Origin of the sequence: Roseovarius sp. M141 (assembly GCF_024355225.1) — a bacterium.
Taxonomy (GTDB): Bacteria; Pseudomonadota; Alphaproteobacteria; order Rhodobacterales; family Rhodobacteraceae; genus Roseovarius.
This window is the reverse complement of sequence record NZ_VCNH01000008.1, coordinates 371,001-397,002: the sequence shown is the minus strand read 5'-3', so window position 1 is coordinate 397,002 and position 26,002 is coordinate 371,001. Positions and strand designations below refer to the sequence as shown.

Genomic DNA, 26,002 nt, shown 5'->3' with positions numbered 1-26,002 from the left:
TCTTTCTTTTTTTGGGCACAGCCCATTTTAGAGTAACCACTCCACCGGGAGAAATCCTATCACGACGATGGCGATCTGTTCAAACCACGTTGCCCCCGGTTCTTCCTGATAGATCAGGATTTTACGATCGCTCAGGGGTTCTTTCCAGACCATCTTGTTTTCCGGGGTCAGTTCAGGCTGATAGCTCACTTCGGCCAATGGACCGGAAAACCCTTCACTCACGCGTTTTGCCAGCGTCGGGCTGTCAATCAGAAACCCCATTTCGCAATTCAACATGGCCGAACGCGGATCGAAATTAAAGGAGCCGATGAAAATGCGGCTGTCGTCAATCGCAAATGTCTTGGCGTGCAGGCTGGCCCCCGACAATCCCAGGGGTTTGATCTGGAGGTCGGCTTCCTGCGTCATATCCCCGCGCAATTTCAACTCGTAGAGCTTCACCCCGGCCTCAAGCAACGCGCGCCGGTACTTGCTGTATCCTGCATGCACCATCAGCACGTCCGTGGTGTTCAGTGCGTTGGTCAAAATGCGCACGTCGATTCCGGAACGGGCAAGATTGCTGAAATAGGCGACGCCCTCCTCCCCCGGTACGAAATAGGCCGATACCAGATCCAGCCGCCGGGTGACTTTGCCCAAAATCCCGCCCAATTGCGTGATCATCAGCTGATCGGTTGTGGCGATGCCTTGCCCCTTGGCGGGATCATCGGCGACAAGCTGGACGTCGGTCCACTCGATCTGGGCCGCGCCCTTTGCGTATCTGGCGGCGCTGTTGTTCGCGTCGCCCAAAAATGCCTTGGCCTCCGGGCTGGCGGCGATTTCTGCAACGCGCGCTTCGAACGCCGCAAGGTCGCCGATGCCATCGATGATACTCTCGACGGAAAATACCGAAACACTGTTCCAGTAATCATCGAACACCGCAGCCGTTTGCGCCACGACCTTGCCCGTCGCCAGAACATCCATGTCGACGTAGAAAACACCGTTGCCGACCTGAAAATATTCGTCCCCGATATTGCGCCCCCCGATTATCGCGGCGGCCCCGTCGGCGATTAAGGATTTGTTGTGCATCCGCCGGTTCATGCGCGGGAAATCAAACGCATACCCGGCCAGCTTGGGCGATCGAACCGTAGACGGGTTGAACAACCTTATCTCAAAATTATCCTGCGCATTCAGGGCCGCCAGGAAGGGATCAAGCCCCGGCACGCCGTTGTCATCCAGCAACAGCCGTACCCGCACGCCGCGTTGCGCCGCATCCCGCAACGCGTCCAGAAGCAAAATGCCCGACACATCGTCATGCCAGATATAGTATTGGGCATCGATCGACTGCTCTGCCAACGTGACGAGATCCAACCGGCTGGCCAGCGCATCATGACCATCCCGCAGGGGAATAACGCCTGAGGTGCCGGGATGCCGATCCGCCCCGGCCGCCATCATTTGCCCAAGCGGCGTTTCCGGTTCAGCGGGTATGGCCGTGCTGGCCTCGCGCTGGGAGATGTCAGGCAGCGGAAAGACCAATCTCGCCACGACTACAGCGATTGCGGCGATCACGATGATGGCGATCAAGAATTCCATAAAACGTTTCATTTTACCGCCATCGCATTGAACTTCCATGCACCATACCCCCTCGGCAATGAGAAAGTCAGCCATATTGATCAAGGTTGGGGCGTCGGCGCCCTCAATGGACCTACACCGGGCATCCTCTGCCACTGGCGCGTGCCATCTTGCTGGCCAAGGGGGCCAAAACCATCAGCGGGGTTTGGGTAACATAGCCCTCAGGTTTGTCATTTACATTGTAGACAATATGAATTATATCGACCTTCGATGGACACGCAAAACGACAGTCGGCCATCCGGCGACGGTGCGAGGCGGTATATGGCGGCAGACAGCAAGACCAGAAAGAACAGGTGCGCCGAGGACATCAAGCGCCGCATCCTGACCCAGAATCTGGAGCCGGGCAGCAATCTGGACGAGACGACGCTGGCCGAATTCTATGAAATCTCGCGCCCACCGCTGCGCGAGGTGCTGCGCCAGCTGGCTGGCGAAGGCTATGCCATCCTCACGGAAAACCGGGGTGCGCAGGTTGCGCCGATGACCCACAAGACGTTGCGCAACTTCCTCATTGCCGCGCCGATGATTTACGCCGCCGTCACCCGGTTGGCAGCGCAAAATGCGACCGAGGCGCAGATCACGCGGCTCAAGGACGTCCAGTCCCGGTTCCGCCACGAGATCCGCAGCGGCGATGTCGAGGGGCGGGCGCTGCTGAACATGCAGTTCCATGCGATGATCGGCGAAATTGCCGACAACGAATTCCTGATGCCAAGCCAGCGCCGACTGCTTATCGACCACACGCGCATCGCAATGACGTTCTACAACCCGCGCCACGGGGCGATGGCCGAGCAGCGCGCCATCGCCGCTGACCATCATGACGAATTCATCGCGCTGATCGAGGCTGGCAATGCCGACGCTGCCGCCGCCCTTGCCGTTGCACATTGGGATCTGTCGCGCACGGAGATAGAAAGCTTCGTGATGCCTCCCAGTATCGATATTCCGCTTGGTCGCTTGCCGGGCAGTGCCACCTTGGAAGGAGCCACATGAAATTCGAAGGCATCTACACCCCCGCTATCACCCCGCACCACGACGATGGCGCGATTGACCGCGACGGTTTTGCCGCGCTGATCGAGCATCTGATTGCGTCGGGCGTTCACGGGATCATCAATGGTGGTTCGACCGGGGAATATTACGCCCAGTCGATGGAAGAGCGTGTCGAGATGGCGAAACTGGCCAAGGAGATCATCGGCAAGCGGGTGCCGTTGATTGTCGGCACCGTTGCGATCCGCCTGGAGGATTCGATCCAGATGGGCGAATGTGCCGCCGAAATAGGCGCGGATGCGATCCTGATCGGCTCGCCTCCCTATGCTGTCCCGACCGAGCAGGAAAACGCGTTGAACGCGCTTGCCATTGATCGGGCCGCAGATTTGCCGGTCATGCTGTATAACTACCCCGGACGCATGGGCATCAACATGGGCGAGGAATTTCTGGACCGCGTCGGGCGGTCGCGCAATTTCGTGGCAATCAAGGAAAGCTCGGGCGACATCAACCGCGTTCACCTGCTGGCGCGGGATTATCCGCACATACAGATGGCCTGCGGCATGGACGATCAGGCGTTGGAGTTCTTTGCCTGGGGCGCGCGCGGCTGGGTCTGCGGCGGCTCGAATTTCCTGCCGGGCGAGCATCTGGCGCTGTATCGCGCCTGCGTCATCGAGCGTGATTTCGACAAGGGACGTCGCATCATGTCGGCCCTGCTGCCGCTGATGCGCGTTCTCGAACAGGGGGGGAAATTCGTCCAATGCATCAAACATGGCAGCGAGATGAACGGCTTCCACGCCGGGCCGTCGCGCCCGCCGCTGAAGGGGCTGAACAAGGATGACAAACGACAGTTGGAACAGGTGGTTCGGGTGCTGAAAAGGACAATCGCGGACATCGAAGCGGAGACATCGGCATGAGCGACCTTCTGACAACCGACGAATACAAGGCGATCGCTGCAGCTATCCAGCCGCCGACGCAGGCGTTCATCGACGGCACCTTTCGCCCCGCGATTTCCGGGGCGACCTTCGATAGCATCAACCCCGCGACCGGCAAGGTCATTGCCAAGGTCGCAGCCTGCGGCACTGATGATGTGGATTACGCGGTCGCCAAGGCCCGCGATGCCTTTGAGGATGGTCGCTGGTCGCGGCTGCATCCCTCCGAACGCAAGACCGCACTGATCCGGCTGGCAAAACTGATGCAGCGCAATGCGCGCGAACTCGCCGTGATGGAGAGCCTCGATTCCGGCAAGACGATCTATGATTGCGAAACCGTCGATATCCCCGAAGCGATCAACTGCCTGATCTGGCACGCGGAGCTGATCGACAAGATCTATGATCAGGCCGCGCCCGCCTCGGATAACCACATCGCGATGATCGTCCGCGAACCCGTGGGCGTTGTCGGTCTGGTGCTGCCGTGGAACTTCCCGCTGCTGATGCTGGCGTGGAAGATCGGTCCCGCGCTTGCCTCGGGCTGTTCGGTCATCGTGAAACCCGCCGAGGAGACGTCGCTGACGGCCTTGCGCATCGCTGAACTGGCGATGGAGGCGGGCGTGCCAGCAGGCGTGTTCAACGTTGTGCCGGGAACCGGGCCGGACGTGGGCGAACCCTTGGGCCGCCACATGGATGTCGACATGATTTCCTTTACCGGCTCGACCGAGACGGGGCGACGCTTCCTGCAGTATGCCGCTGATTCCAACCTCAAGGAAGTTACACTGGAGATGGGGGGCAAGAACCCCGCCGTCGTGCTGGCGGATGCCGAAAACCTTGACCGCGTGGCGGCGCATATCGTCAACGGCGCGTTCTGGAACATGGGCGAGAATTGCTCGGCCACCTCGCGTCTTATCGTGGAAAAGGGCGTGAAGGACGCGCTTCTTGCGCGCATCTTTGCGCATACCCGTGAATGGCCGATGGGCGACCCGCTTGATCCGGTCAACCGGGTTGGCGCGCTGGTGTCGCAGGCTCATTTTGAGAAGGTGGCGTCGTATCTGACGGACGGGCCGCAGGTTCTGATGGGCGGCGGGGCCAAGGATGGCTTTGTCGAGCCGACCATTCTTGAGGTCAGCCGCGATGCGCCGCAAGCGTGCGAAGAGATCTTCGGGCCAGTGCTATCCGTTCTCACCGTCGAGAATTTCGACGAGGCGATCGAGCTGGCCAACAACACGGAATATGGGCTGGCCGCCTCGATCTTTACGTCCAACGTCAAGAGGGCGATCCGCGGCGCGCGGGCGATCCGGGCCGGGACCGTCAGTGTGAACAGCTTTGGCGAGGGCGACATCACCACCCCGTTTGGCGGGTTCAAGGCCTCGGGTTTTGGCGGGCGTGACAATGGCATCCACGCCCATGACCAGTACACCCAGCTCAAGACGATCTGGGTGGATCTGAGCGACGACGAGGATGAGGCGGTATCGTGACCGCCTATTCCGCGCGGCGGCTGCCTGTACATCGCGGACCGGCGGCGTGGAACGCCATACTGCCGGTCGCCGATGCGCCTGATCTGATGATAGAGTCCCTGACGGCTGATTTTGCCATTGTGGGCGGCGGGTTTGCCGGGGCGTCGGCGGCGCGGCGCCTTGCCCAGATCAACCCGGGTGCGCGGATCGTGGTGTTGGAGGCCGGGCGCCTGGCGGAAGGGGCCTCCGGGCGCAATTCCGGTTTCATGATCGACCTGCCGCATGATCTGTCGTCCGACGACTACGCCGGGCAGGGCTGCGAAAGTGACCGCGAGGTCATTACCCTGAATCGCGCCGCCATCGCATTTTCCGGCGCGGCGGTCGCAGATTATGGCATCGACACGGCGTTCTTCGATCCGGTCGGCAAGGTCAACGGCGCTGCCAGTGTCAAAGGGGATGACCACAACCGCAGCTATGCCAAACATCTCGCCGACCTTGGCGAGTCCAGCGAGATGCTGGACGCGACGGCCATGCATGAGTTGACCGGCAGTCGGCACTATGTATCGGGCCTCTATACCCCCGGAACGGTAATGATCCAGCCCGCGGGCTACATCCGGTCTTGCGCCAGGGGACTGCGTCGCGACGGGGTGCGCATATTCGAGAACGCCCCGGTTACCGAAATCCGTCGCACCGGGCCGGATTGGATGCTGACAACGCAGCGGGGCCACGTGACGGCGGCAAAGGTGATTCTGGCCAATAACGGACATCTGGAAAGTTTCGGGTTTGAGACGCGGCGGCTGATGCACATCTTTCTTTTTGCGTCGATGACTGCCGAATTGGATGTAGCGGCGCTGAAATCGCTTGGTGGGGCGCCGCGATGGGGGGTCACGCCGTCAGATCCAATGGGCACGACGATGCGCCGGATCGACACTGCGCAAGGCGGAAACCGGATCATCACCCGCACCTGCGCCAGCTTCCTGCCGGGTATGGAGGCAAGCGAGGCGGCGCTGAAACGTGCGAAGCGGGTCCACCACCAAAAATTTGCCAGCCGCTTTCCCGCGCTGGCGGGTGCGCGCATGGACTACAGCTGGGCCGGTCATCTGTGTCTCAGCCGCAATGGCGTTTCGGTCATGCGCCGGCTGGACGACGGGATTTTTGCGGCGTGCTGTCAGAATGGTCTGGGAACGGTGCGCGGAACGCTTACGGGCATCGCCGCCGCCGAACTGGCCAGCGATATGGAAAGCTCGATCACCCGGCATTTCGCGCACGAGGCGGCGCCGTCAAAGCTGCCGCCCGCGCCCTTCGCCGAGATTGGCGCGAACGCCTATCTGCGCTGGAAGGAATGGCGCGCCGGTCAAGAGTGACGCCCCCAAAGCAGCGGGTCCTGCGGCGTGGGTAATCCGGCGGACGGCGCCCGGCCACGGGCGCCGTCCCGGCACTATCAGACGGCGCGGGTCAATCCGCCGTCGATCCGCAGGTTCTGGCCGGTCATGTAGGTGGCCCCCTCGGACGCCAGCCATGAGATCAGGGACGACACTTCCTCGGCCCGGCCGTAGCGCCCCATCGGGATACGCGCGCGGCGGTCTTCGGTTTCGGGGAGGCTGTCGATGAATCCCGGCAGGACATTGTTCATGCGAAGATTCTCGGCCGCGTATTTGTCCGCATAAAGCTTGGTGAACGCAGCAAGGCCCGCACGAAACACGCCGGAGGTTGGAAAAAGCGGGTCTGGTTCGAAAGTCGCAAAGGTCGAAATATTGATGATCGTACCGCCCCCCTGTGCCTGCATCAGCGGCGTTACCAGCCGTGTGGGGCGAATGACGTTCAGCAGATAGGCTTCCATTCCCACGTGCCAATCGTCATCCGAAATGTCCAGCACAGGCCCTTTGGGGCCATGCCCGGCCGAGTTGATCAGCACATCGACACGGCCCCAGCGATCCGTCGCGCCCTGCACCAAGGCGGCAAGATCGTCGGTCGAGCGGTTCGACCCTGTGACGCCAAATCCACCCAGTTCCTTGCCCAGCGCCTCGCCTTTGCCGGACGACGACAGGATCCCGACGCGAAAACCGTCTGCCGCCAACCTGCGGGCCGCATCGGCGCCCAATCCGCTGCCGCCAGCGGTGATAAGTGCTACTTTTTCTACAGACATTGTAGTCTCCCTCATATCCATGTGTCTTATATACTGCGACTGAGCGCGAATTTCGCGTCAGAATTGATGTTGTCTGACAGTAGGATTACTATTGTCAGATGAACCAGATTCCGCCCCTCAACGCGTTGCGGGCCTTTGACGTGGCTGGCCGTCATCTGAACTTTCGCGCCGCCGCGGATGATCTGGGCGTGACCCAAGGAGCCGTCGCGCAGCAGGTGCGGCAGCTTGAGGCGCATCTAGGGATTGCGCTGTTCGAAAGGATGCCGAAGGGGCTGGCGTTCACGCCATCGGGGCGCAGCTATCATGCGCGTATCGCCACGGCATTTGAGGAATTACGGGCCGCCACGGAAACCTTGCGCCCCGAGCCGGGCAAGGTCGTGGTCAGCGTCACGCCGACCTTTGCCGCAAAGTGGCTGATCCCGAACCTGCCGGATTTTTCGACCGCACATCCCGAGATCGACCTGCGCATCCTCGCCACGGAAAAGGTATCGAGTTTTCACAGTGACGGGATCGATCTGGCCATCCGCCAGGGGCATCCGCCGTTCGGCGCTGCGCTGGAGGCGGTCCGCCTTTTCCGTCAGGAGATCATCGCCGTGGCGGCCCCCTCGCTTGTTGCGGGGCACTGCGTGCCGCTCGACCCGGAAGCGCTGTCATGCCTGCCCAAGCTGCACGATTCCCACGATCTATGGTCGGCGTTTCTGAAAAATATGAAGCTGGAGGATCGCGGAGGCCACGGGTTGCGTTTGAACCAGACCGCCCTCGCCATTGACGCCGCGCTTTCGGGTCAGGGGGTGGCCCTCGTCAGCAGTTTCCTCGCAAAACGCGACATTGCCGCAAATCATCTGGTGCAGGTTGCCCCCGAGATGCTGCGCGGTGAACATGATTTCTATTTGCTGTCCCTGCGCGGAGCGAGGCGCGACCCGTCATCACTGCGGGCTGTCATTGAATGGTTCGCCGCAAAAGCCGCATCTGAGGCGTAGCTGTCGCGTTATGGCCCGGTTGCGCGGAGGCGGAAAAGGCCCGGATTGATTGACGTAATGCCGGGTGCCCCTGTCATATCGCGTTCTGGTTGACCCTTTCGGACAGGTCGGCAGCGCTTTCCTTGCGCTCGCTGTAGCGGTCCAGGAGGTAGGCCTTATTGTCGCGGGTGAGCATCGTGAACTTCATCAACTCCTCCATGACATCAACCACCCTGTCGTAGAACGGCGAGGGCTTCATGCGGCCGTTATCGTCGAACTCCAGAAACGCCTTGGGCGTCGAGGACTGGTTCGGAATGGTCAGCAGACGCATCCAGCGCCCGAGGATGCGCAGCTGGTTGACCGCGTTGAAGCTCTGCGAGCCGCCGCTGACCTGCATGACGGCCAGCGTCTTGCCCTGCGTCGGGCGCACACCGCCGAGCGATAGCGGGATCCAGTCGATCTGCGTTTTCATGATGCCGGTCATGGCGCCATGCCGCTCGGGCGAACACCAGACCATGCCTTCGGACCATGTGACCAGATCACGCAGCTCCTGCACCTTGGGATGATCGGCGCCTGCGTCGTCCGGAAGGGGAAGGCCCGAGGGGCAAAAGGTGCGTGTCTCGGCCCCGAACCGCGTCAGGATGCGGGCCGCTTCTTCGGTCATCAACCGACTGAACGAGCGGTCCCTGAGCGAGCCGTAGAGCAACAGGATGCGCGGGGCGTGTGGCGCCCGTTCGGGCGGCAACAGACGATCGGTGTCGATCGCGTGGAAATGCCGGTCTTGGATGTTCGCAGTATCAGCCAACGCGGTTTCCCTCCGTGTCGATCAGTGGCGTGCCGTCCTCTTTGACCATCGGGCCGGGGGGCAGACGGTCAAGAAGATCCAATACCGCCTCGCTCGGGCGGCAGAGCCGGACGCCCTTGGGCGCGCAGACGATGGGGCGATTGACCAAAACCGGGTGTTCCAGCATCGCCGACAGCAGCGTCTCGTCGCTGACGCAGGGGGCGAGCAGCCCCAACGCCTCTGCCGGGGATTTCGTCGTGCGCAGGGCGGTGCGGGGCGTCAGCCCGGCAGCCGCGAACAGGGCCAGAAGCTGCGGACGGGTCCAGCCGGTTTCGAGATAGTCGATGACCACCGGCGCCGCGCCCGAAGCCTCGATGATCGCCAGCACGTTGCGCGAGGTGCCGCAGTCGGGGTTGTGGTGGATGACGATGCTCATGCTGCGTCCTTTGCCGATGGAAACCAGTGCTTTGTTCTGTTGGCGAAGGCAACGAGGGACAGCATCACCGGCACCTCGACGAGGACGCCGACGACCGTCGCAAGGGCTGCCCCCGACCCCAGCCCAAAGAGGCTGATCGCGACGGCGACGGCCAGCTCGAAGAAGTTCGACGTGCCGATCAGGGCGCAGGGGGCCGCGACATTGGACGGGATGCCCCATGCCCGCGCGGCGCCATAGGCCACAAAGAATATACCGTAGGACTGGATCAGCAGGGGGACGGCAATCAGCGCGATGACCAGCGGACGCTCAAGGATGACCTCGCCCTGAAACCCGAAGAGCAGCACCACCGTCACCAGCAGCCCGAAAATCGAGAAAGGCTGCACGCGGGTCTTGAACGTATCCACGGCCGCCTCGCCGCCGCTGCGCACAAGGGTGCGGCGGGTCAGATACCCGGCCAGCAACGGCAGCATGACATAGAGGCCCACCGACAGCAGCAGCGTATCCCACGGCACGACGATATCCGTCACCCCCAGCAGGAAGGCTACGATGGGCGCGAAGGCAAAGACCATGACGACATCGTTCACGCTGACCTGCACCAGCGTATAGGTGGCGTCGCCGCGCGTCAGGTTCGACCAGACGAACACCATCGCGGTGCAGGGCGCCGCGCCCAGCAGGATGACCCCGGCGAGGTAGGCCTGTGCGTCATCGGGCGGGATCAAACCTGCAAAGACATATTCGAAAAACAGCACGCCGAGGGCCGCCATCGTGAAGGGTTTGATCAGCCAGTTCACCACCAGCGTCACGACCAGCCCCTTGGGTTTGTCACCGACCTGCCGCAGCGCGCCGAAATCTACGCCGACCATCATCGGATAGACCATCGCCCAGATCAGCAGCGCCACCGGCAGATTGACCGACGCGACCTCTAACGCGGCAAGGGCCGCAAACAGGCCCGGAAACAGGTTTCCAAGCAACAGCCCTGCACCTATGGCAAGCGCCACCCAGACGGAAAGCCAGCGTTCAAAGGGTCCCAGACCTGCGGCAGCGGGAGTTACTGTATCTGTCATGTCTGTCTTTCGCGGGTTGGAGTTCCGTCAGGTTTGGCAGCGTTCATACACAGGCCAGTTCATCCAGGATGGGCTGGCACAGCTCGGGGCGCCCACCGCAGCAATCCTCCATCAGAAAAGCAAGCAGGCCGCGCAAGCCGTGCATGTCGGCGAAATAGCGGATGCTGCGGCCTTCGCGCGCGCTGCGGATCAGGCCGGAGCGGGCCAGAATCGACAGGTTGGCCGACATCGTGTTCTGGCGAACCCCTAGGGTATCGCTGATGTCCCCAGCCGACATGCCCGCTTCTGCGGCCTTGATCAGCAGGCGGAACACGTCGAGACGGGTGGGTTGGCTGAGAGCCGCAAAGGCATCGAGAGCGTGATTCTTATCCATATATCCAGAGTTCTAGATATTACGAGGCTGCGTCAAGCCCGAAAATCGCGAGCGGGCTGCATCAGGCGGTCAGGGGCGGCGGCGCTCAGGCGCCACGGTTTCTTATCGCGGTCACCGCTGAACGGGCGATCACCACCGTTGCTACGATCAGGATCAGGATCACGGATATCGCGGCGATGGCGGGGTCGATATTGTCGCGCAGGCCCTGCCACATCAGGCGGGGTAGGGTGACGGCGTCGACCGAGGTGATGAAGATGGTCACTGCGATCTCCTCCCATGACAGCACGAAGGTCAGGAAGAAGGACGCGATCACGCCGAACTTGATATTGGGCAGGATCACCTTGAAGACGCGGGTTGCCAGCGAGGCCCCCATTGCCCGCGCGGCAAGGTCCATCCGCCGGTCCACCTGCGCCAGCGACACGCTGACCAGCACCACGGCGAAGGGCAGGATCATCACCGAATGGGCCAGCGCCACGCCCAAAAGCGTGTCATAGGCGACGACGCCGTTGAACTTGGTCAATGTGATGAGAAAGAAATAGAGCGTCAGCGCCGACACGACCGGCGGCGCGACCATCGGCAGCAGGGCAATCCCCATCAACAGGCCGGCAAAGCGGGGCCGGAACATCCAGATGCCAAGGCTGAAGAACGTGGCCAGCGCCGTGGCGAAGGTGGCTGACAGAACACCCACGCGCAGCGACAGCCAGATCCCCTCGATCCACTCGCGGTCCTCGATCAGGGTGCGGTAATGGCGCAACGACAGCGCGCCCTCGGGGATCGACAGGAACCGCTTGGGCGTAAACGACACCGGGACCACCGACAGCAGCGGCAGCAGCATGAAGATGCCAATAAGAACGGCCAGGATCGTGGCCAGCAGGCCGGGGCGCAGGCGGATCATTTGGCGTCCTTGGGGCTAAGCTGTTTCAGCAGCAGCGCCAGCAGGGCCGAGATCGCGACCATCAGGATCACGCTGACCGCCGCCGCCAGCCCCCAGTCGGGGCTTTGGAAAATGCGCAGATAGATCATTTCGGCCACCATCACGCTGCGCCCGCCGCCCAGGATGGCGGGCGTGATGAAGAACCCGATGGCAAAGACGAACACCAGCAGCGCCGCGCCCATGATGCCCGCCGCCGTCATCGGGACGAATACCTGCCAGAAGGTGCGCGTGCGGCTGGCACCCATGCCGCGCGCGGCCAGCAGCACACGCTCGTCCACGTTGCGCATGGCCGAGGCCAGCGGAAACACCGCGAAGGGGATCATGAAATGCACCATGCCGACGATCACGCCAAATTCGTTGCGCACAAGGCGCAAGGGGTCATCGATGATGCCCAGCCCCTCGAGCCAGCCGTTCAGCAGGCCGCGACTGGACAGCAGTGCCAGCCACCCAAAGGCGCGGGTCAGCACGGAAATCCAGAACGGGATGAGGATGCAAAGCTCGGTCAGCGTGCGCACCAATGGCGTGCCGCGCACCCACAGGAGCGACAGCAGATAGCCCATCGCGACCGAGATCGCCGTGACCACCGCGCAGATGCGCAAGGTCCGCCAAAAGACCGACAGGATCAGCGGATCCGTCAGCGCCGCCGCATAGTTCTGCAAGCCCGGTTCCGGGATGGTCACGCTCCAGCCGATGACGCCTGCGAAGGGCAGCATATAGGCCAGCGAAAGGAACATCAGCAGCGGCGCCAGCAGGATCATGGGGCGGATATTGGTCATGGGCATCCTATCACAGCGGGGCCGCCCCGGCAGGGGCCGGGGCGGTATCGGACATTGGCTGTCAGGCCGAAACGATGGCGAGATATTCGTTCAGCGCGTCGCCGTAGTTTTCCTCGTACCACGCGACGTCCAACGCGACCTGCTGTGCGTAATTATCGGGCGCGACCGGGTTGAAGCGGCGCTCGTCTTCGGGGATCAGATCGTCGGTGGCGGGGTTTGCGGGGCCTTGGGACAGCATGTCGAACATCACCAGCTGCTTTTCTGGGTCCTGCGCAGAGGCGATGAATTTCATTGCCGCGTCACTGCCGCCCGGATTGCCCTTGATCACCGCCATCGCACCCGGCGAGATGACACCGTCCTGCCAGATGAATTTCACGTCGCCATCGGTGTCCTGATCCAGCAGGCGGGCGCGGGTGGACCAGATCAGCGCCATCGACGCCTCGCCGTTCAGCATCAGGGTCTGGCTTTCGGCGCCGTTGCCCCAGAAGCTGATGACATGCTGTTTGAAATCCCTCAGCTTGTTGTGCGCGCGCTCCAGATCCAGCGGGTAGAGATCGGCCTGCGCCACCCCGTCGCCCATCAGCAGCGCTTCCCACACACCGGTGCCCCACTTATACATCGCCCGCTTGCCGGGAAATTGCTCGGTGTCAAAGAAATCAGCCATCGAGGTCGGTGGGTTGTCCCCGAATTTCGTGGCGTCATAGGCGATGACGTAGCTGAAGAAATAGCTGGAGGCGGAGTATTCCCAGCCAAATCCGTCGCGCATCTTGGACTTGTCGACGACATCGTAATCGATCGGTTCGATCATGCCCTTCTTGCCCAGTGATTCGGCCGAGAAAGCGTCGGCATCGACGATGTCCCACGTGGGATTGCCGCTCTCGAACTGGGCCTGAATCGCGCCCTCGGTCGGTCCGGAGCCGTCCTGACGCACGCGGATGCCTGTCGCCTCCTCGAACGGTTTGCCATAGGCGTCGTCATAGGCATCGACGGCGTCTCCACCCCAGCTGACAAAGACAAGCTGCCCGTCAGCGGCCAGCGCGGGCATCCCGCGCGAGGCCAGCGCGGCGCTGCCCAAAAGCGCCGCGCCCAATTGGGTGAACTTGCGGCGGCTGATCTTGCCCTGACGGGCCTTGTCGGCCAGCAGCTCCAGCTGGTCGTCGGTGAATGTATCGGTCGGTTTCATTGTTATTTTTCCCATGTTGGCAGTGATTATTGGTGGTTCCCGTTTTACAGCAGGAATCCCTTTTGCTCGGGCCAGCTGGCCCAGATGTTGCTGCCGGGGGCCAGACCCTCGGGCAGTTTGTCGGTGGGATGCGTCAGAATGATCGCGCAGCCCTCGGGACCGCTGAGATCGATGCGCGTGTCGGCGCCCAGATATGTCAGGTCGGTTACGGTGGCGGGGATCGCGTTGCCGGTATCGGGCGCGGCGGTTCCGAGGGCCATGTATTCGGGCCGAACGGCCAGCGTATCGCCGTCCGCATGGCCCGCCGCGCGCAGGGTGCGTCCGCCAAAATGGCCCACCTGCATATCGCCGTCGCGGCTCAGGCCCGTCAGCGGCAGCAGGTTGATATCGCCCAGAAACTCCGCGACAAAACGGTTCTCGGGTCGCTCGTAAATCTCGCGCGGGGGGGCCAGTTGTTGCAATCTGCCGCGCTCGAAAATGGCGACGCGCGATGATAGCGCCAGTGCCTCGGACTGGTCGTGGGTGACAAAGACAAAGGTGGTCCCCGTCTCGCGGTGCAGGCGGCGCACCTCGTCCTGCATCTGGCCGCGCAGGTTCTTGTCCAAGGCCGAGAACGGCTCGTCCAGCAGCATTACCGGTGGCTCGCAGGCCAGCGCGCGCGCCAAGGCGACGCGCTGCTGTTGCCCGCCCGACAGCGCGGTGGGGCGCTTGTGGCCATGACCGCCCAGGCCGACCATCTCGACAATCTCGGACACGCGCGCCTTTATCTGCTGCGCGCTGCGTCTTTGCACCTTGAGCGGGAAGGCGATGTTCTGCTCGACCGTCATGTGCGGGAACAGGGCATAGCCCTGAAACACCATGCCGAACCCGCGCTTTTCGGCAGGCACGTCAGTCATCGGCGCACCGTCCAGCGTCATGCTGCCGCGCGTCGCCTCTTCGAATCCGGCCAGGACCATCAGGAACGTCGTCTTGCCCGATCCGGACGGGCCGAGCAGCGTCAGAAATTCGCCCCGCCCGATGGTCAGCGAGATGTCACTCAGCGCGGTGAAGTCGCCAAAGTCCTTGCCGATGCCCTGAACGCCGATCTCGGCGGCACGGGTTTTCTGCGTCATTGCACACCCCCTTTGAGGTTTGAGCGTAGAGGCGCGCGGCGCGCCGGGGCAAACGAATTGTTTTATCTCCTTTGGCAAATTTGATTTGCCGAAGGGCATCCTATCTGTTGCGCTGGGGCAATGCGCCGATGATCCAGCTGCGAAAGGCGCGGGCCGGCTCCAGCCCCTGTTTTTGCGTCGGGATACCCAGATAGTACGAGCCGGGTGATTTTATCTGGATATCGGTCACGCGGATCAGCTGCCCGGTATCCATCGCGCCGTTGCAGATGAATATGTCGCCCATCGACACGCCCTGTCCGGCGATCGTGGCGGCATAGACCAGGTTCATGTCGGCAAAGACCGGCCCCTTGTCGGCGGCGGCCTGCGGCAATCCGGCCGCTTTCATCCAGCGGCGCCAGTCGGCGTTGTCGCCCAGATGCAGAAGGTCCGTGCGCAGCAGATCCTGTGGCGTTTTCACACCGCCAAGACGGTTTGCCAGAACGGGGCTAACCAAGGGGGCGAAATCGACCTCCTGCAACAGCTCGACCTCGAGCCCCTGCATGGTGCCGTCGCCGAAGGTAATGAAGAGGTCAACATCGGGATTGGACACATCATCAAGCCGACGTGGCGTGACGATATGCAGATCGACATCGGGGCAAATCGCGCGAAATTCGCCGATTCGGGGGGCCAGCCAAAAGGCGGCAAAGCCCGGCGTGCAACTGACCGTCAACTGCCCCGACAGGCCATGGCCGGCGTTGCGCGCCGCCGATCCGGCGATGACCGACAGCGCGCTGCGCACATCGGCGGCATAGGCGCGCCCGCGCGGCGTCAGCTCGATCCGCGTGCCGACCCGGTTAAACAGCGCAAAGCCAAGGTCGCGTTCCAGCAGGCGCAGCTGGTGGCTGACCGCGCTGCGGGTCAGGTTCAGCTCGTCCGCGGCGCCCCAGACGGTGCCGTGCCGCGCGAAACATTCCAGCGCGCGCAGGGCCTGGGTCGACGGGATGCGGGACATGGCGGGCTCCGATCAGGACTATTTTAACCAGTTAGGTGAGTAAATTTTGCCGATGCAAGCAAAAGGTTTCACTATGAAGCGGGCCGCTGCGCTGGCTAACTCTGCACTCAGGAGGACGCCGATGACATTGAATGACGCGCAGAGCCACGCCCTTGGCATTATCGATGCCCGCATGCCCGAGCTTTCGGACTGGTGCAGCATCATTTTCGGCTATGGCGAAACCGCGTGGCGCGAATACCGCTCGGCTGAATGGTATGTGAAACGGCTACGCGCCGAGGGGTTTACGGTCGAGGAAGGGTCGGGCGGAATGCCCACGGCCTTCTGCGCCGAATGGTCGAACGGCGATGGACCGATCATCGGCATGTATGGCGAATATGACGCGATTCCGGGCAATTGTCAGGCCGCCGCGACTCACCGCGCGCCGCGAAAGGGGCTGGGCTATCAGGCGGGCGGCCATACCGATCCGCATTCCGGGCTGGGCATCGGCGCGCTTGGCGGCTTGCTGGCGACAAAGGCCGCGATGGAGGCCAAGGGCATCAGGGGCGGCCTGCGATTCACCGGCGAGCCTGCGGAGAAGGTGCGCGGGTCAAAGCCGATTCATGCCGCCAAGGGGTATTATGACGGGCTGGCGGCGATTCTGTCGTTCCACCCGTTCTACATGCTGCCGATGTGCAACACGGTGCGCTGGGATACCCACTGCGGCGCGGCCTATTCGATGATCTACCGCTTTGTCTGTGATGCCCCCGAGACGTGGGGCGCGGGCGATGGCGCGCCGATCCCGCAATCCCATAGCGCCATCCGCGCGCCGGGCGCCTCCGAGGCGCTGGTGCAGATGTATTCCCTGTCCAAGGCGCTGCGCGAATCCATGCTGCCGCATCAGGGCGGCTGGTCGATCTCCGAGGCGATTCTGACCGCCGGGCAGGCCACCGCCGACAACCAGCCTGCCGGTCTGGCCGAGCTGCAATACATGATGCGCACGCCGACCGTCGAGATGGCCGAGCAGCTGACAGCCGCGCTGGATCGCAACGCCGAGGCGGTGGCCGCGATGACCGGCTGCCGGTGGGAGCGGCACTGGGTCTGCAAGTCGCGCCCCGGTCTGGCGAACCACGCGATGGCGAATGTCGTCTGGGACGCATTGCAAGCTGCCGGTGCGCCGCAATGGGGCGCGGATGCGGTCAGGGTCGCGCAGGAGATTCAGCAAAACCTGGCGCAACCCCCTATGGCAGAGCCATTCATCGACGAGATGAGCCGCCTGATCGCCCCGCAGGACGCCGAAGCGATCCTGCGCCGCGATCTGCCGCCCAGCCAGCTGAACAGCACCTCTGACGATTATACCGACATGAGCTGGCACGCCCCGCTGGCCCGATTCTACATCGCGCGCCCGGCGCTGAAATCGAACGGCGCACCCTATCCGAACTGGGTGATGAACGCGCTCGGCGGGATTCCGGCGACGATTGATCCGATGGTCCGCACGGCGGCGCGTGTCTGCGCCCTGTCGGCGCTGCGCCTGCTCGAGGACAGGGGCGCGCGCGATGCGGCGATGGAGGAGTTCAAGGACCGAACCGGCGGCGGGATCGGCGGCGACAAATGGCTGCCGCCGCTGTGTGATTACGACCCGCCCATTCATTTCCGCTGGCCGGAATATATCGACACCCCGCGCGGCCGCGACTGGTGGATTCCCTCCGCCATGCCGGACGCCTGAAAGGAGACATGGAATGCTCGACAAGACCCTAAGCGAATTCACCCTGCAACGCCGCAAGAGTGGCGGCGGCACCCAGCCGATGAAAAACTGGCGCCTGCCCAATGAGACGGACAAGCTCAGCAAGGTCCTGCTCGGCTCGCCCGCGCATCTGCGGCATCTCTCGACATCGAGCCTGTCCAGCAAACATCTGCGCGAAAATCCCTGCAAAATCCAGGTCGCGCAATCCCAGCACGCCGAAATGGTCGCGGCCTACGAACATTTCGGCGTCAAGGTGCAGATGCACGAGGCCCAGCCAGAGTTGCCGATGCAGGTCTATGCGCGCGATTCCTCGGTGATGACACCCTATGGCGCGATCATCACCGCGATGTCCCAGTGGTGGCGCCGGGGCGAGAATTACGCGGCGATCCGCACCTATGAAAACCTCGGCATCCCGATCTACGACATGGTGAGCGCCGGCACGTTCGAGGGTGGCGACTTCAACGTGATCGAGGAAGGTGTCGTCCTGATCGGCTGCGGCGGCGCGCGCACCAATGAGGCCGGCGCACGGCAGGTTGCCGGGTGGTTCGAGGATGAAGGCTGGGAGGTCAAGCTGGCCTTTATCGATGAATATTACGTGCATATCGACCTGATGGTCGTGCCCATCGCGGAAAAACTGACGGCGGTGTGCCTGGACTGCACCGACCCTTGGATCGTCGAGTGGATCAAGGGCAAGGGACACGAGATCATCGACGTGCCGTTTCGCGATACGATGAATCTGGGCTGCAACGTGATGAGCCTTGGCAATGGCAAGGTGATCGCGCCGAAGGCCTCGACCACGCTGGTCGAGGCTCTGCGTGCGCGCGGTTTCGAGGTGGCGGCGATCGATACGGCCGAGATCTCGAAAACCGGCGGCGGCATTCACTGCATGGCGCAGGCGCTGGATCGCGGTTGAGGGTGGTGATCGCTTCCCGAGCCACGCCAGATGGCGTGGCTGAGTGCGAGTCGCCCTCCCGCAACCGACGTTAGCGAACCAGCCGCCGGCGAAAACCCGGCGGCTTTTCTTTTGTCGGCAAACGGGAACAATCCCGACCAATTGCCCCCGGAAACATACCCTAAATGTGGGTCAGTTTTCGTCGGGAAGCCCGGATCACGACCGGGTGGACATCAACGCGGTCCCGATGGCCGGCCCAGTGCTGCAACTGGTGAAAGGCTTGCGCGTATAGGCAGGGCAAAAAGGCAGAGATTTCCTCAGCCTGATCAATGCCCCCCTCCGCCTGCAAGCCCGATACCGGAAATCACGGCACCCCACACCTTCAGGCGCAGACCGACGGCCTTGATGACGCCTGTTGCCGCAATGATATGGCCCGCCGTCCCGTCGATGTTGTTGGTATAGGTCTGTATCAGACATCCGCTGCCATCCAGCATGATTTTCTGGTGTTCAGGGTGCTCAAGTTCGAAGAAGACCACCATGGAGCCGCGCGCGGTTCTCAAGCTCGGCTCCAGCAACTGACCGCCCGGTACAATCTGACCCGCAGCCACCGCGGGCTGAACAAAGACCACCTTCGCGGGGAGGACCGCATTGTGAAACGACAAACCTGCATTGCTGTCACAGGCGATTTCCGCAGGCATACCCTCGTAAATCGTGGCGCGCGCAATCTGAGAGAAGCCCGCGATGATTCTGATCGGAGTGTCCTTTGGCCGGTCAGGGATGATTATCATCGCCGGGCTCAGGATCAGCTGTGATGCGGGGCTGCCCTTGCTCATGACCAGTTGGGTCACGACACCATCCGTGAAGGAACGTACTTCGGTTCGATCCAGCGCGGTCCTGGCGCTCCCCACGGCTGCTTCGGCCACTGCGCGCTGGGCGGGAAGGGTCTGTGAAATATCCGTTTGAGCTAAATTGACCTGCGCCTGAGTCGCTGACAGTTCGGCCGTGGCAACGGCGACAGAGGCTTCCAATTCTCTGACAGCATCCTGCGTGCCGACGTTCCGGCCATAAAGCGTTTGCGCATTATCCAGATCGACTTTCAGCTTGTCGAGTGATGCCTGCGCTTCGAGCACGCTTGCCTCTGCGACCTTCAGCGTGTCGGCAGACTTGGTCTCGGCGGCGGTAATCTTGCCCAATTCGGCCTCGGCCTGCTTCAACTTGGCTTTCTGGGTGTGGTCCTCTATGCGAAACAACAGATCCCCGGCGGACACCCTCTGTCCGTTTCTGATCGGCAGCTCGATCACCGGCCCGCTGGTCTGAGCGACGACCGAAACAGTTCGGAACGGCACCAGCCCGGAATAGGATTTCGGATGAAAGTAGAAAATCAGGACAAACAGGCAGGTGGCAAGACCGGCCCAGAGAAACACGGCCGTTCGCATGTTCCAGACAGTCATGGCCTCGTTGCGGCGTTTCAACTGGAAGTAACGGATGATGACGGGGAAAGACGTCAGGAGAAGCTCAAGCATTCTTGATCTCCTGCGCTTCATTTGGCCCATCGCCGCCCGGCGAAGGCGGCCCGCTTGTCACGATCAGAACGTCAGTTTCATGTTCGATGTGATCGCTCCCCAAGGCATGGAATCGCGACCAATCTGCCATCAAGGCAATCAAGATTGCGCTGAGCGGCAGAAGCACGTTGAAATGCCCCAAGGGGAAAATTTCGTAGAGCAAGGCAATGGCCAGCAGCGTCGGGATGGTCTTGGCCAGCGGCGTTCCCTTTGACTTGTGTTCGGCCCAGCGGTCGAAAGCGGCATAGAGCGTCACAATCCCGTATAACGCCAGGGCGAGAATGGCCAAAGATACCCACGCCAATATATCCGCGTTATCTGGAGCCACAAACCAAGAAGGGAGCGCATGCCCCGTGCCGTCATCAACCGCCATAATTGGGTTTCTCCAAAAGAAGCTTGAGGGTATGCGTATATATCTTCAAGCGAATAAAATCTATCTTTGATCATAGAATCAGAAATACCTGCCATGCAAATCATACGGGAATCCCGCAGAATGCGCAGAAAGATTTTTACCGGATTGGCCGATCCGTTGCGCCGCGGCTTTGGCCCGCACAGGCGTAGCTGTGGCCGTTCTGGATGTGAGCGCGGGCTGCTGGATAGAGCATTCGCTTCATAACATCAGGATTATCTCGATAGCGCGCCAGGCATCGGTCACCCTGACCGGGCCGCATTATTTCTGCGGGACGTCTGGACGCCCAGTTCTGCCGTCGTTTTTCTCAGAAACTCACACCAATCTTAGCACCCACACCAATCGCTTCATTGTTGCGAAAGCTGGCCTGCACAGTGTTTGACGGGCCGGTTCGGACCAATGCATCGCCCAGCCAGTAATACTGGATGCCGGTTGAGAAGGTGACCGCATCCGTTATCTGGTATTTTCCACCCAGCGAGAGGCTTTGATATCCCCCCGTCGGTGCAAGGGGTGAGATCGGGGTGTTGTCCACCCGGCGTTCGTAACTAAAGGCGAGGCTCGCCGAGAATTTTTCGGTGAACTGACGGGCGATTCCGATTTCATAGGTCCAGGCATCGCTCGTCTCGGCAAGGTTCGGGGTGGCGCTCGGCGGATCGATCTCAAATGTTCTCCAATCCGACCAGCGTATGCTTCCAAAGGCCAGATTGTTACCGGCAATCAATGACTGGATCTGCAATTTCGCAGATTGAGGCAGCGTTAATTTGGTCGGTCCGATTGCAACAGGTGCACCGCCGGGAAAAGTTTCAGTAGACGGCAATTCCAGATTAACAGCGGAATGATAAGTGAGCGCGACGCGAAAGGCGGTTTCGGGTATCGCATAGGCTGCGCCCACCACATATCCGATGCCTTGATTGGGTGAGAGGCGCAGGTTGTAACCATCAAGCGGTCCAAGCGCCAAACCCGAAGGGCTTATGTTGCCCTTTGCGCTAACGACGCGCGGGCCGCCGTAAACCATGATTCTGTCGCTGACATCGTACCGCAGCATCACCGTCAGCGCGTCCGTTTCGGCCGTTGCAGCCGTGCCCCCGAGTTGGGTTGACGCCGGGTCTCCTGAATATTCGATGTCGGTGCCGTAAGGCTGATCATAGATCGCTGCCAGGGAAAAGCCCTTGCTGAACTGCAGCTTGAGCGCGCCACTGGCGAGCCCAAACGCATTTCCAACGTTGCCGGTCGCATTGCCCAATGTATCCGTGCCTGAGACGCTGGGGCTGACGTACCCAAATGAAAGCTCTGCACGGTTGCCGCTTTCGAAAATGATGTCGATCGGGGTCTTGTTACGATCAAGGTTGCCAGCCGTTGCGGTTGTCGCAAAAGTAGCCAACGCGAGTCCGACCGAAAGACAAGTATATTTCATTCTGATGTTTCTCCGGCAGCGTTTGTTGCGGCCCATTTGTATTTTCCCGATGTCACCTTGAGACTTATACCAGCATTTCAAGTCCTAGGTAGACTTGATGTCGTCGATGCCCATTTAGGGGCTGTCGTTGTTGCATTCGTGTCTAAAAAGGCGCCGGGGCGCCCAAATGGCACCCCGGTAAGGACCAGACCGGCGGTGGAGTCTGGACTGCTCTGCGACAGCCTGCCCTGTTGGGACCGCTTCTGCATTCTGAACGGGAGTGATGACTATTGCCGAAGGTGCCGGGCGACCCTGCATGGTGGTCCCATGGTCGGCGGATACAGTCATTGCAGCCCGCATTTCAGTTTTGTCGTCGTGACATATCGGGAATATGCTAACCGACTAAAAATGAACCAAAACCTGAATGGATTTAGCGCAAAAAGAGGGGGGCGGAGGCGCAGGTTATCCTCAGATAACCGCGTTTATTTTGGCGGCCAACTTGCATCGTTGCCGGATCGATATTCCTGTGCTACGCTGATTGAATTACGAAATGTAATTGTAGAATTTCCGAGGTCCGTTTATTTCGGGCAGGTATTCAGTCTCTAGTTTCGGGGTGCGGTTTTTAGAGCCGAATCCCTTTTAAAAACATCGATATCATACAGGCACTTTCGGGCATGGCTTTCCGCGTGTTCCGAACTTTCAAGGAATTGCGACTCCTGTGCGCTCGGGCCGTGCAGGTCTGACATAGGGAAGGTAATTTCAATGTTTGATACCCCTGGCGTCTTTATACGCGAAGTACCCAGCGGCAATCGCGCCATCGCAGGTGTGGCCGCGTCCAACACCGCATTTATCGGCACATTCGGGCGCGGACCGGTGAACCGCGCCATGCGGGTCACATCTTTTGGCGAATTCGAGCGCATATTCGGTGGGCTCAATGCCGGGTCCGAGACATCCTACGGCGTGCGGTCCTATTTCCTGAACGGCGGCTCGGTCGCCTTTATCGTCCGGGTCACGGCCGGAACTCCTGCGACATCCAGCGCCACGGTCGACGATCTGGACCTCGATGCCACGTCGCCCGGTGCGTGGGGCGACCGTATCCGTGTCGGAATCGCGCATACCGGCGCTGGCACCAGCTTTACCTTGCTGGTGCGTGAATACGATCCGACCCTGACCAACGTGGTGCGTGAAGAGGCGTTCATCGACGTTTCGATCACCGCCGGGGACGTGCGTTTCGTTGACGATGTGCTGGCGGAGACCAGCGAATTGATCGAAGGAGCCCTGGGCGCTGCAACCCTTCCCGCCCGCACGCAGATCAGTGCGGTCGACGCGACGGACCTTGACGCGCTGCTGGAAGGTGCGGCGGGGGATTTTACGGCCCTGACCGGCGGCGGCGACGGCACGATGGAGGGCGACGCCGGCTGGGCGGCGGCGGCATCGAACGCCATTCGCGGGTCCGAGGCCAACGGCACCGGCCTGTATGCACTGAACGCGATTGTGCCGCAGGTGTTCAATCTGATGTGCCTGCCGGGGGCGGCGAATTTCACCGACAACTCCGCTTCGGCGGCGATCTATCAGGAGGCCACGACCTTCTGTCGCAACAATTTCGCCTTTCTGGTGATTGATTCGCCGCCCGACGTGAACCGGGGGAACATGCAGTCGTGGCTGACGGCGCTGGGGGCTGCTGCCGGGCCGGATGGCGCGCTGTACTATCCGCGCGTGACCGGGCCGGATCCGCTGAACCCACTGGCGCCGCGCGTCATAGGGGCCAGCGGCATGGCCGCCGGTCTGATCGCCCGTACCGACGCCACGCGCGGCATTTGGAAGGCCCCGGCAGGCACCGAGGCCCGCGTTTCGGGTGGCAATCCGGTCGATGTGATGACCGATCGCCAGCAGGGACCGCTGAACACCTCGGGCGTCAACGTGATCCGGACGTTTCCGGTCTACAATTCGGTGATCTGGGGGGCGCGCACGCTTGACGGGGCCGATGCCCGGGCGTCCGAGTGGCGCTACGTCAATGTCCGCCGTCTGGCGCTTCATATCGAAAACTCGCTGCAACGCGGTCTGCAATGGGTGGTGTTCGAACCCAATGATGAACCGCTCTGGGCCAATGTCCGCATGACGGTGGGCGGGTTCATGAACCAGCTGCACCGCCAGGGCGCGTTTCAGGGGGCGTCTGCCCGCGATGCCTACCTTGTGAAATGCGACAGCGAGACGACGACGCAGGCGGACATCAACCTTGGCATCCTGAACGTCTATGTCGGCTTTGCCCCGGTTCGCCCGGCAGAATTCGTCGTGATCCGTATTCAGCAGCGCTTCCCGAACGCGGCCTAGGAGGACTTTCAGATGGCACAGTTTACCGTCAACACCAACCGCTTCGATCCCTACAAGAACTTCAAGTTCCGCCTGAAATGGGATGGCCGCTACGTCGCGGGTATTTCCAAGGTCAGCCCGCTGAAGCGCACCACCGAGATCGTCGAGCATCGCGAGGGGGGCGATCCCTCCACCCCGCGCAAAAGCCCCGGTCGCACCATGTTCGAGGGCATCACGCTGGAGCGCGGCGTGACCCATGACGTCGAATTCGAACAATGGGCCAACAAGATCTGGAATTTCGGCTCGGGGCTTGGTGCCGAGGTGTCGCTGGCTGATTTCCGCAAGGACGTGATCCTCGATTTCTACAACGAGGCCGGGCAGCTGGCGATCAGCTATCGGATTTTCCGGGCGTGGGTGTCCGAGTATCAGGCTTTGCCCGAACTGGACGCCAACGCAAACGCCGTTGCGATCCAGATGATCAAGCTGGAAAACGAGGGCTGGGAGCGGGATTACGACGTGAGCGAACCGGCCGAGGTCGAGTTCCTCGAACCGGCAAGCTGATGTTGGCGGCGCCCACAGGGTCCGCCATTCTCGACATTTACGGACAGGGGATGGCGGCGGGTCCCGCGGACCGGGCTGCGCTGCTATGTGCGGCGGGCGGCGGCGATGCCGACGCGCTGTCCATCGGCGATGTGGATCGCACGATCTGGGGGTGGTTGACGGCGCTGTTTGACGGCCCGCAAGAGGCGGTAATGACCTGCGAAGAATGCGGCGAGGGCGTGGAGTTCGCCCTGCCTGCCGGTTTCGCGTTGCCCGCGCGCAGTGAATTGGGCGACGGGCTGCACGTGCCCTATGGCGGGGCGCGGTATCCGGTGCGCTTCCCACGGCTGTCCGACATCCGGGGGGGTAACTTGGCCCGCACTGCCCTGTCCAAAGACGCCCCATGGGGCGATCCCGCATTCGAAGCGGCGGCGCAGGCGGCCCTGCTGGAGGCTGACCCGGCCTTGCAGGTCGATCTGAAACTGGAATGCGCCGCGTGCGGCGCGGTGCAGGTACAACCCCTGGATGTTGCGGGCTTTGCCTGGGCGCGGATCGAACAGGCCGCCCGCCGGGTGGTGCAGGAGGTGGCGAAACTGGCCCGCGCTTTTGGCTGGTCCGAGGCCGAGCTGACCGCAATGACGCCCGCGCGCCGTGCGATCTGGCTGGCGGAGTTGGGCGAATGACCGGCCTGTTCGACAGCCTTGCCGCGCGCTTTGCCCCCGGCGCGCAGCCCGCGATCCGGCCCCGCCCGCAGGCGCGTTTTGAGGGCGGCACGGACGCCATGGGCCTGCGCGAAGAAGCGGCGCAGACCGTGGCAAGGCCTGCGCCCCGGCCTCCATCCCCCCAACCGCAGAGAGCGCCGGCTTCCCTGCCGCGGAAATCAGGCCAGGCGGACATGGTGCAGTCGACACCGTCGCCTGCACGCGCGCCGCCCCCACCCGACGCGAAACTGGACAGCGTGCAATCCGCACCCCTCCATCCGGTGGTGCGCGACGGCGACCCCGCCGCAGCAACGCAGGACATTCCGGTGCGATTAGACCGGACGCACAGCGAACAACAGCCCCGATCGCAACCGCAGCGCCGGACTCAAGTGGGAATGCCTGAGCCGCGCCCCGATACGTCGGGCGAATCGCCCGACATCCCGTCGGCGCCGCCGGAACGGATCATCGAAACGAGCGTGCAGGCCGAACCTCCTGCATCGAAAATGGACAGGCTGACCGATCCGCCGACGCACCCTGTAGCAGAACCGGCCTCGGCCCCAACGGCAGCGTCTACCCCCCCCGTCATCCGCATCGGCCGCATCGAGGTGTCACGCCCGGCTGCGCCTGCATCGCCGCCGCCGGCACCAGCCCCGGCGCGCCCCGAGCCGCCGCGCCGGGGCGGGCCTGCCGCCCGCACCCCGGCACCAAGCGGTCTGACAGATTACCTCGGCTGGAAGAAAAGATAGGC

25 protein-coding genes are annotated in these 26,002 nt (G+C 62.1%); 11 read left to right on the top strand and 14 right to left on the bottom strand.

The annotated features are described in order from the left end of the window. Window positions 1-27 precede the first annotated feature (27 nt). The gene (locus tag FGD77_RS05980; RefSeq protein WP_255007420.1) at window positions 28-1,578 is read right to left on the bottom strand and encodes a phosphatidylserine/phosphatidylglycerophosphate/cardiolipin synthase family protein; all 1,551 of its coding nucleotides are present in this window, start codon (window positions 1,576-1,578) and stop codon (window positions 28-30) included. 237 nt (window positions 1,579-1,815) lie between these two features. Here FGD77_RS05980 and FGD77_RS05975 point away from each other — a divergent pair, with 237 nt between their 5' ends. Genes FGD77_RS05975 through FGD77_RS05960 form a run of 4 tightly spaced genes read left to right on the top strand, consistent with a single transcriptional unit; the run spans window position 1,816 to window position 6,333 of the window. After that, entirely contained in the window at window positions 1,816-2,589 is a 774-nt protein-coding gene (locus FGD77_RS05975; RefSeq protein ID WP_255007418.1) for a GntR family transcriptional regulator, read from the top strand. Continuing rightward, the gene (locus FGD77_RS05970) at window positions 2,586-3,497 is read left to right on the top strand and encodes a dihydrodipicolinate synthase family protein (protein WP_255007416.1); all 912 of its coding nucleotides are present in this window, start codon (window positions 2,586-2,588) and stop codon (window positions 3,495-3,497) included. Before FGD77_RS05975 ends, FGD77_RS05970 begins: the two co-directional genes overlap by 4 nt. Further along, the gene (locus tag FGD77_RS05965; RefSeq protein ID WP_255007414.1) at window positions 3,494-4,990 is read left to right on the top strand and encodes an aldehyde dehydrogenase; all 1,497 of its coding nucleotides are present in this window, start codon (window positions 3,494-3,496) and stop codon (window positions 4,988-4,990) included. Before FGD77_RS05970 ends, FGD77_RS05965 begins: the two co-directional genes overlap by 4 nt. Further along, a complete protein-coding gene (locus FGD77_RS05960; protein WP_255007413.1) occupies window positions 4,987-6,333 on the top strand; it encodes an FAD-binding oxidoreductase in 1,347 nt (448 codons plus the stop codon). Before FGD77_RS05965 ends, FGD77_RS05960 begins: the two co-directional genes overlap by 4 nt. Before the next feature lie 77 nt (window positions 6,334-6,410). Here the strand turns inward: FGD77_RS05960 and FGD77_RS05955 are convergent, their stop codons facing one another. Further along, a complete protein-coding gene (locus tag FGD77_RS05955; RefSeq protein ID WP_255007410.1) occupies window positions 6,411-7,115 on the bottom strand; it encodes an SDR family oxidoreductase in 705 nt (234 codons plus the stop codon). Window positions 7,116-7,213: 98 nt separating this feature from the next. Here FGD77_RS05955 and FGD77_RS05950 point away from each other — a divergent pair, with 98 nt between their 5' ends. After that, entirely contained in the window at window positions 7,214-8,095 is an 882-nt protein-coding gene (locus FGD77_RS05950; protein WP_255007408.1) for a LysR substrate-binding domain-containing protein, read from the top strand. Window positions 8,096-8,168: 73 nt separating this feature from the next. Here the strand turns inward: FGD77_RS05950 and arsH are convergent, their stop codons facing one another. The 9 genes from arsH to FGD77_RS05905 all read right to left on the bottom strand — a co-directional run bounded on the left by arsH (window position 8,169) and on the right by FGD77_RS05905 (window position 15,727). Continuing rightward, window positions 8,169-8,879, bottom strand: coding sequence for an arsenical resistance protein ArsH (gene arsH / locus FGD77_RS05945; RefSeq protein ID WP_255007406.1), 711 nt, complete (start codon window positions 8,877-8,879; stop codon window positions 8,169-8,171). Then, window positions 8,872-9,294: an arsenate reductase (glutaredoxin) gene (arsC, locus tag FGD77_RS05940; RefSeq protein WP_255007400.1), complete on the bottom strand. Its 423-nt coding sequence runs from the start codon at window positions 9,292-9,294 to the stop codon at window positions 8,872-8,874. The genes arsH and arsC overlap by 8 nt, the downstream gene beginning before the upstream one ends. Continuing rightward, window positions 9,291-10,358: an ACR3 family arsenite efflux transporter gene (arsB, locus tag FGD77_RS05935; RefSeq protein ID WP_255007399.1), complete on the bottom strand. Its 1,068-nt coding sequence runs from the start codon at window positions 10,356-10,358 to the stop codon at window positions 9,291-9,293. The genes arsC and arsB overlap by 4 nt, the downstream gene beginning before the upstream one ends. Before the next feature lie 43 nt (window positions 10,359-10,401). Then, the gene (locus FGD77_RS05930; RefSeq protein WP_255007398.1) at window positions 10,402-10,731 is read right to left on the bottom strand and encodes a helix-turn-helix transcriptional regulator; all 330 of its coding nucleotides are present in this window, start codon (window positions 10,729-10,731) and stop codon (window positions 10,402-10,404) included. Between the two features lie 85 nt (window positions 10,732-10,816). Next, window positions 10,817-11,626: an ABC transporter permease gene (locus FGD77_RS05925; protein ID WP_255007390.1), complete on the bottom strand. Its 810-nt coding sequence runs from the start codon at window positions 11,624-11,626 to the stop codon at window positions 10,817-10,819. Further along, window positions 11,623-12,441 (bottom strand): ABC transporter permease, encoded by an 819-nt coding sequence (locus FGD77_RS05920; protein ID WP_255007387.1) that lies wholly within the window; start codon window positions 12,439-12,441, stop codon window positions 11,623-11,625. Before FGD77_RS05920 ends, FGD77_RS05925 begins: the two co-directional genes overlap by 4 nt. A gap of 61 nt (window positions 12,442-12,502) precedes the next feature. After that, on the bottom strand, window positions 12,503-13,624 hold the full coding sequence (locus FGD77_RS05915; protein ID WP_255007384.1) for an ABC transporter substrate-binding protein: 1,122 nt from the start codon (window positions 13,622-13,624) through the stop codon (window positions 12,503-12,505). Between the two features lie 44 nt (window positions 13,625-13,668). Further along, window positions 13,669-14,736 carry an ABC transporter ATP-binding protein gene (locus FGD77_RS05910; protein WP_255007373.1) on the bottom strand — a complete coding sequence of 356 codons (1,068 nt, stop codon included), beginning with the start codon at window positions 14,734-14,736 and terminating at the stop codon, window positions 13,669-13,671. 100 nt (window positions 14,737-14,836) lie between these two features. Beyond that, window positions 14,837-15,727: a LysR substrate-binding domain-containing protein gene (locus FGD77_RS05905; RefSeq protein WP_255007371.1), complete on the bottom strand. Its 891-nt coding sequence runs from the start codon at window positions 15,725-15,727 to the stop codon at window positions 14,837-14,839. Between the two features lie 121 nt (window positions 15,728-15,848). Between FGD77_RS05905 and FGD77_RS05900 the strand changes: the two genes are divergently transcribed. Further along, a complete protein-coding gene (locus FGD77_RS05900; RefSeq protein ID WP_255007370.1) occupies window positions 15,849-17,429 on the top strand; it encodes an amidohydrolase in 1,581 nt (526 codons plus the stop codon). Between the two features lie 13 nt (window positions 17,430-17,442). Further along, window positions 17,443-18,360, top strand: coding sequence for a dimethylarginine dimethylaminohydrolase family protein (locus FGD77_RS05895; RefSeq protein WP_255007369.1), 918 nt, complete (start codon window positions 17,443-17,445; stop codon window positions 18,358-18,360). A 305-nt stretch (window positions 18,361-18,665) separates the two neighbouring features. On the opposite strand, the gene FGD77_RS05890 is transcribed toward FGD77_RS05895, so the two are convergent. From FGD77_RS05890 to FGD77_RS05880, 3 genes are all read right to left on the bottom strand, one after another. After that, entirely contained in the window at window positions 18,666-19,862 is a 1,197-nt protein-coding gene (locus FGD77_RS05890; protein ID WP_255007368.1) for an HlyD family secretion protein, read from the bottom strand. Continuing rightward, window positions 19,855-20,274, bottom strand: coding sequence for a hypothetical protein (locus tag FGD77_RS05885; protein ID WP_255007367.1), 420 nt, complete (start codon window positions 20,272-20,274; stop codon window positions 19,855-19,857). Before FGD77_RS05885 ends, FGD77_RS05890 begins: the two co-directional genes overlap by 8 nt. A gap of 343 nt (window positions 20,275-20,617) precedes the next feature. Next, entirely contained in the window at window positions 20,618-21,760 is a 1,143-nt protein-coding gene (locus FGD77_RS05880) for an OmpP1/FadL family transporter (RefSeq protein ID WP_255007366.1), read from the bottom strand. A 705-nt stretch (window positions 21,761-22,465) separates the two neighbouring features. Here FGD77_RS05880 and FGD77_RS05875 point away from each other — a divergent pair. Genes FGD77_RS05875 through FGD77_RS05860 form a run of 4 tightly spaced genes read left to right on the top strand, consistent with a single transcriptional unit; the run spans window position 22,466 to window position 26,000 of the window. Continuing rightward, window positions 22,466-24,034, top strand: a complete 1,569-nt coding sequence (locus FGD77_RS05875) for a phage tail sheath C-terminal domain-containing protein (RefSeq protein ID WP_255007365.1) — start codon at window positions 22,466-22,468, stop codon at window positions 24,032-24,034. 12 nt (window positions 24,035-24,046) lie between these two features. Continuing rightward, window positions 24,047-24,574 (top strand): phage tail protein, encoded by a 528-nt coding sequence (locus FGD77_RS05870; RefSeq protein ID WP_255007363.1) that lies wholly within the window; start codon window positions 24,047-24,049, stop codon window positions 24,572-24,574. 50 nt (window positions 24,575-24,624) lie between these two features. After that, a complete protein-coding gene (locus tag FGD77_RS05865; RefSeq protein WP_255007361.1) occupies window positions 24,625-25,236 on the top strand; it encodes a hypothetical protein in 612 nt (203 codons plus the stop codon). After that, a complete protein-coding gene (locus FGD77_RS05860; protein WP_255007359.1) occupies window positions 25,233-26,000 on the top strand; it encodes a hypothetical protein in 768 nt (255 codons plus the stop codon). The genes FGD77_RS05865 and FGD77_RS05860 overlap by 4 nt, the downstream gene beginning before the upstream one ends. Window positions 26,001-26,002: the final 2 nt, after the last annotated feature.

Bases quoted from the DNA above. Each gene is read 5' to 3' on its own strand.
- FGD77_RS05975 (WP_255007418.1), top strand. From the start codon at position 1,816: ATGGACACGCAAAACGACAGTCGGCCATCCGGCGACGGTGCGAGGCGG.
- FGD77_RS05860 (WP_255007359.1), top strand. From the start codon at position 25,233: ATGACCGGCCTGTTCGACAGCCTTGCCGCGCGCTTTGCCCCCGGCGCG.
- FGD77_RS05970 (WP_255007416.1), top strand. From the start codon at position 2,586: ATGAAATTCGAAGGCATCTACACCCCCGCTATCACCCCGCACCACGAC.
- FGD77_RS05875 (WP_255007365.1), top strand. From the start codon at position 22,466: ATGTTTGATACCCCTGGCGTCTTTATACGCGAAGTACCCAGCGGCAAT.
- FGD77_RS05920 (WP_255007387.1), bottom strand. From the start codon at position 12,441: ATGACCAATATCCGCCCCATGATCCTGCTGGCGCCGCTGCTGATGTTC.
- FGD77_RS05915 (WP_255007384.1), bottom strand. From the start codon at position 13,624: ATGAAACCGACCGATACATTCACCGACGACCAGCTGGAGCTGCTGGCC.
- FGD77_RS05965 (WP_255007414.1), top strand. From the start codon at position 3,494: ATGAGCGACCTTCTGACAACCGACGAATACAAGGCGATCGCTGCAGCT.
- FGD77_RS05910 (WP_255007373.1), bottom strand. From the start codon at position 14,736: ATGACGCAGAAAACCCGTGCCGCCGAGATCGGCGTTCAGGGCATCGGC.
- FGD77_RS05865 (WP_255007361.1), top strand. From the start codon at position 24,625: ATGGCGGCGGGTCCCGCGGACCGGGCTGCGCTGCTATGTGCGGCGGGC.
- FGD77_RS05895 (WP_255007369.1), top strand. From the start codon at position 17,443: ATGCTCGACAAGACCCTAAGCGAATTCACCCTGCAACGCCGCAAGAGT.
- FGD77_RS05885 (WP_255007367.1), bottom strand. From the start codon at position 20,274: ATGGCGGTTGATGACGGCACGGGGCATGCGCTCCCTTCTTGGTTTGTG.
- FGD77_RS05925 (WP_255007390.1), bottom strand. From the start codon at position 11,626: ATGATCCGCCTGCGCCCCGGCCTGCTGGCCACGATCCTGGCCGTTCTT.
- FGD77_RS05950 (WP_255007408.1), top strand. From the start codon at position 7,214: ATGAACCAGATTCCGCCCCTCAACGCGTTGCGGGCCTTTGACGTGGCT.
- FGD77_RS05880 (WP_255007366.1), bottom strand. From the start codon at position 21,760: ATGGGCCGCAACAAACGCTGCCGGAGAAACATCAGAATGAAATATACT.
- FGD77_RS05955 (WP_255007410.1), bottom strand. From the start codon at position 7,115: ATGTCTGTAGAAAAAGTAGCACTTATCACCGCTGGCGGCAGCGGATTG.
- FGD77_RS05900 (WP_255007370.1), top strand. From the start codon at position 15,849: ATGACATTGAATGACGCGCAGAGCCACGCCCTTGGCATTATCGATGCC.
- arsB (WP_255007399.1), bottom strand. From the start codon at position 10,358: ATGACAGATACAGTAACTCCCGCTGCCGCAGGTCTGGGACCCTTTGAA.
- FGD77_RS05870 (WP_255007363.1), top strand. From the start codon at position 24,047: ATGGCACAGTTTACCGTCAACACCAACCGCTTCGATCCCTACAAGAAC.
- FGD77_RS05890 (WP_255007368.1), bottom strand. From the start codon at position 19,862: ATGCTTGAGCTTCTCCTGACGTCTTTCCCCGTCATCATCCGTTACTTC.
- arsC (WP_255007400.1), bottom strand. From the start codon at position 9,294: ATGAGCATCGTCATCCACCACAACCCCGACTGCGGCACCTCGCGCAAC.
- FGD77_RS05930 (WP_255007398.1), bottom strand. From the start codon at position 10,731: ATGGATAAGAATCACGCTCTCGATGCCTTTGCGGCTCTCAGCCAACCC.
- FGD77_RS05980 (WP_255007420.1), bottom strand. From the start codon at position 1,578: ATGAAACGTTTTATGGAATTCTTGATCGCCATCATCGTGATCGCCGCA.
- FGD77_RS05905 (WP_255007371.1), bottom strand. From the start codon at position 15,727: ATGTCCCGCATCCCGTCGACCCAGGCCCTGCGCGCGCTGGAATGTTTC.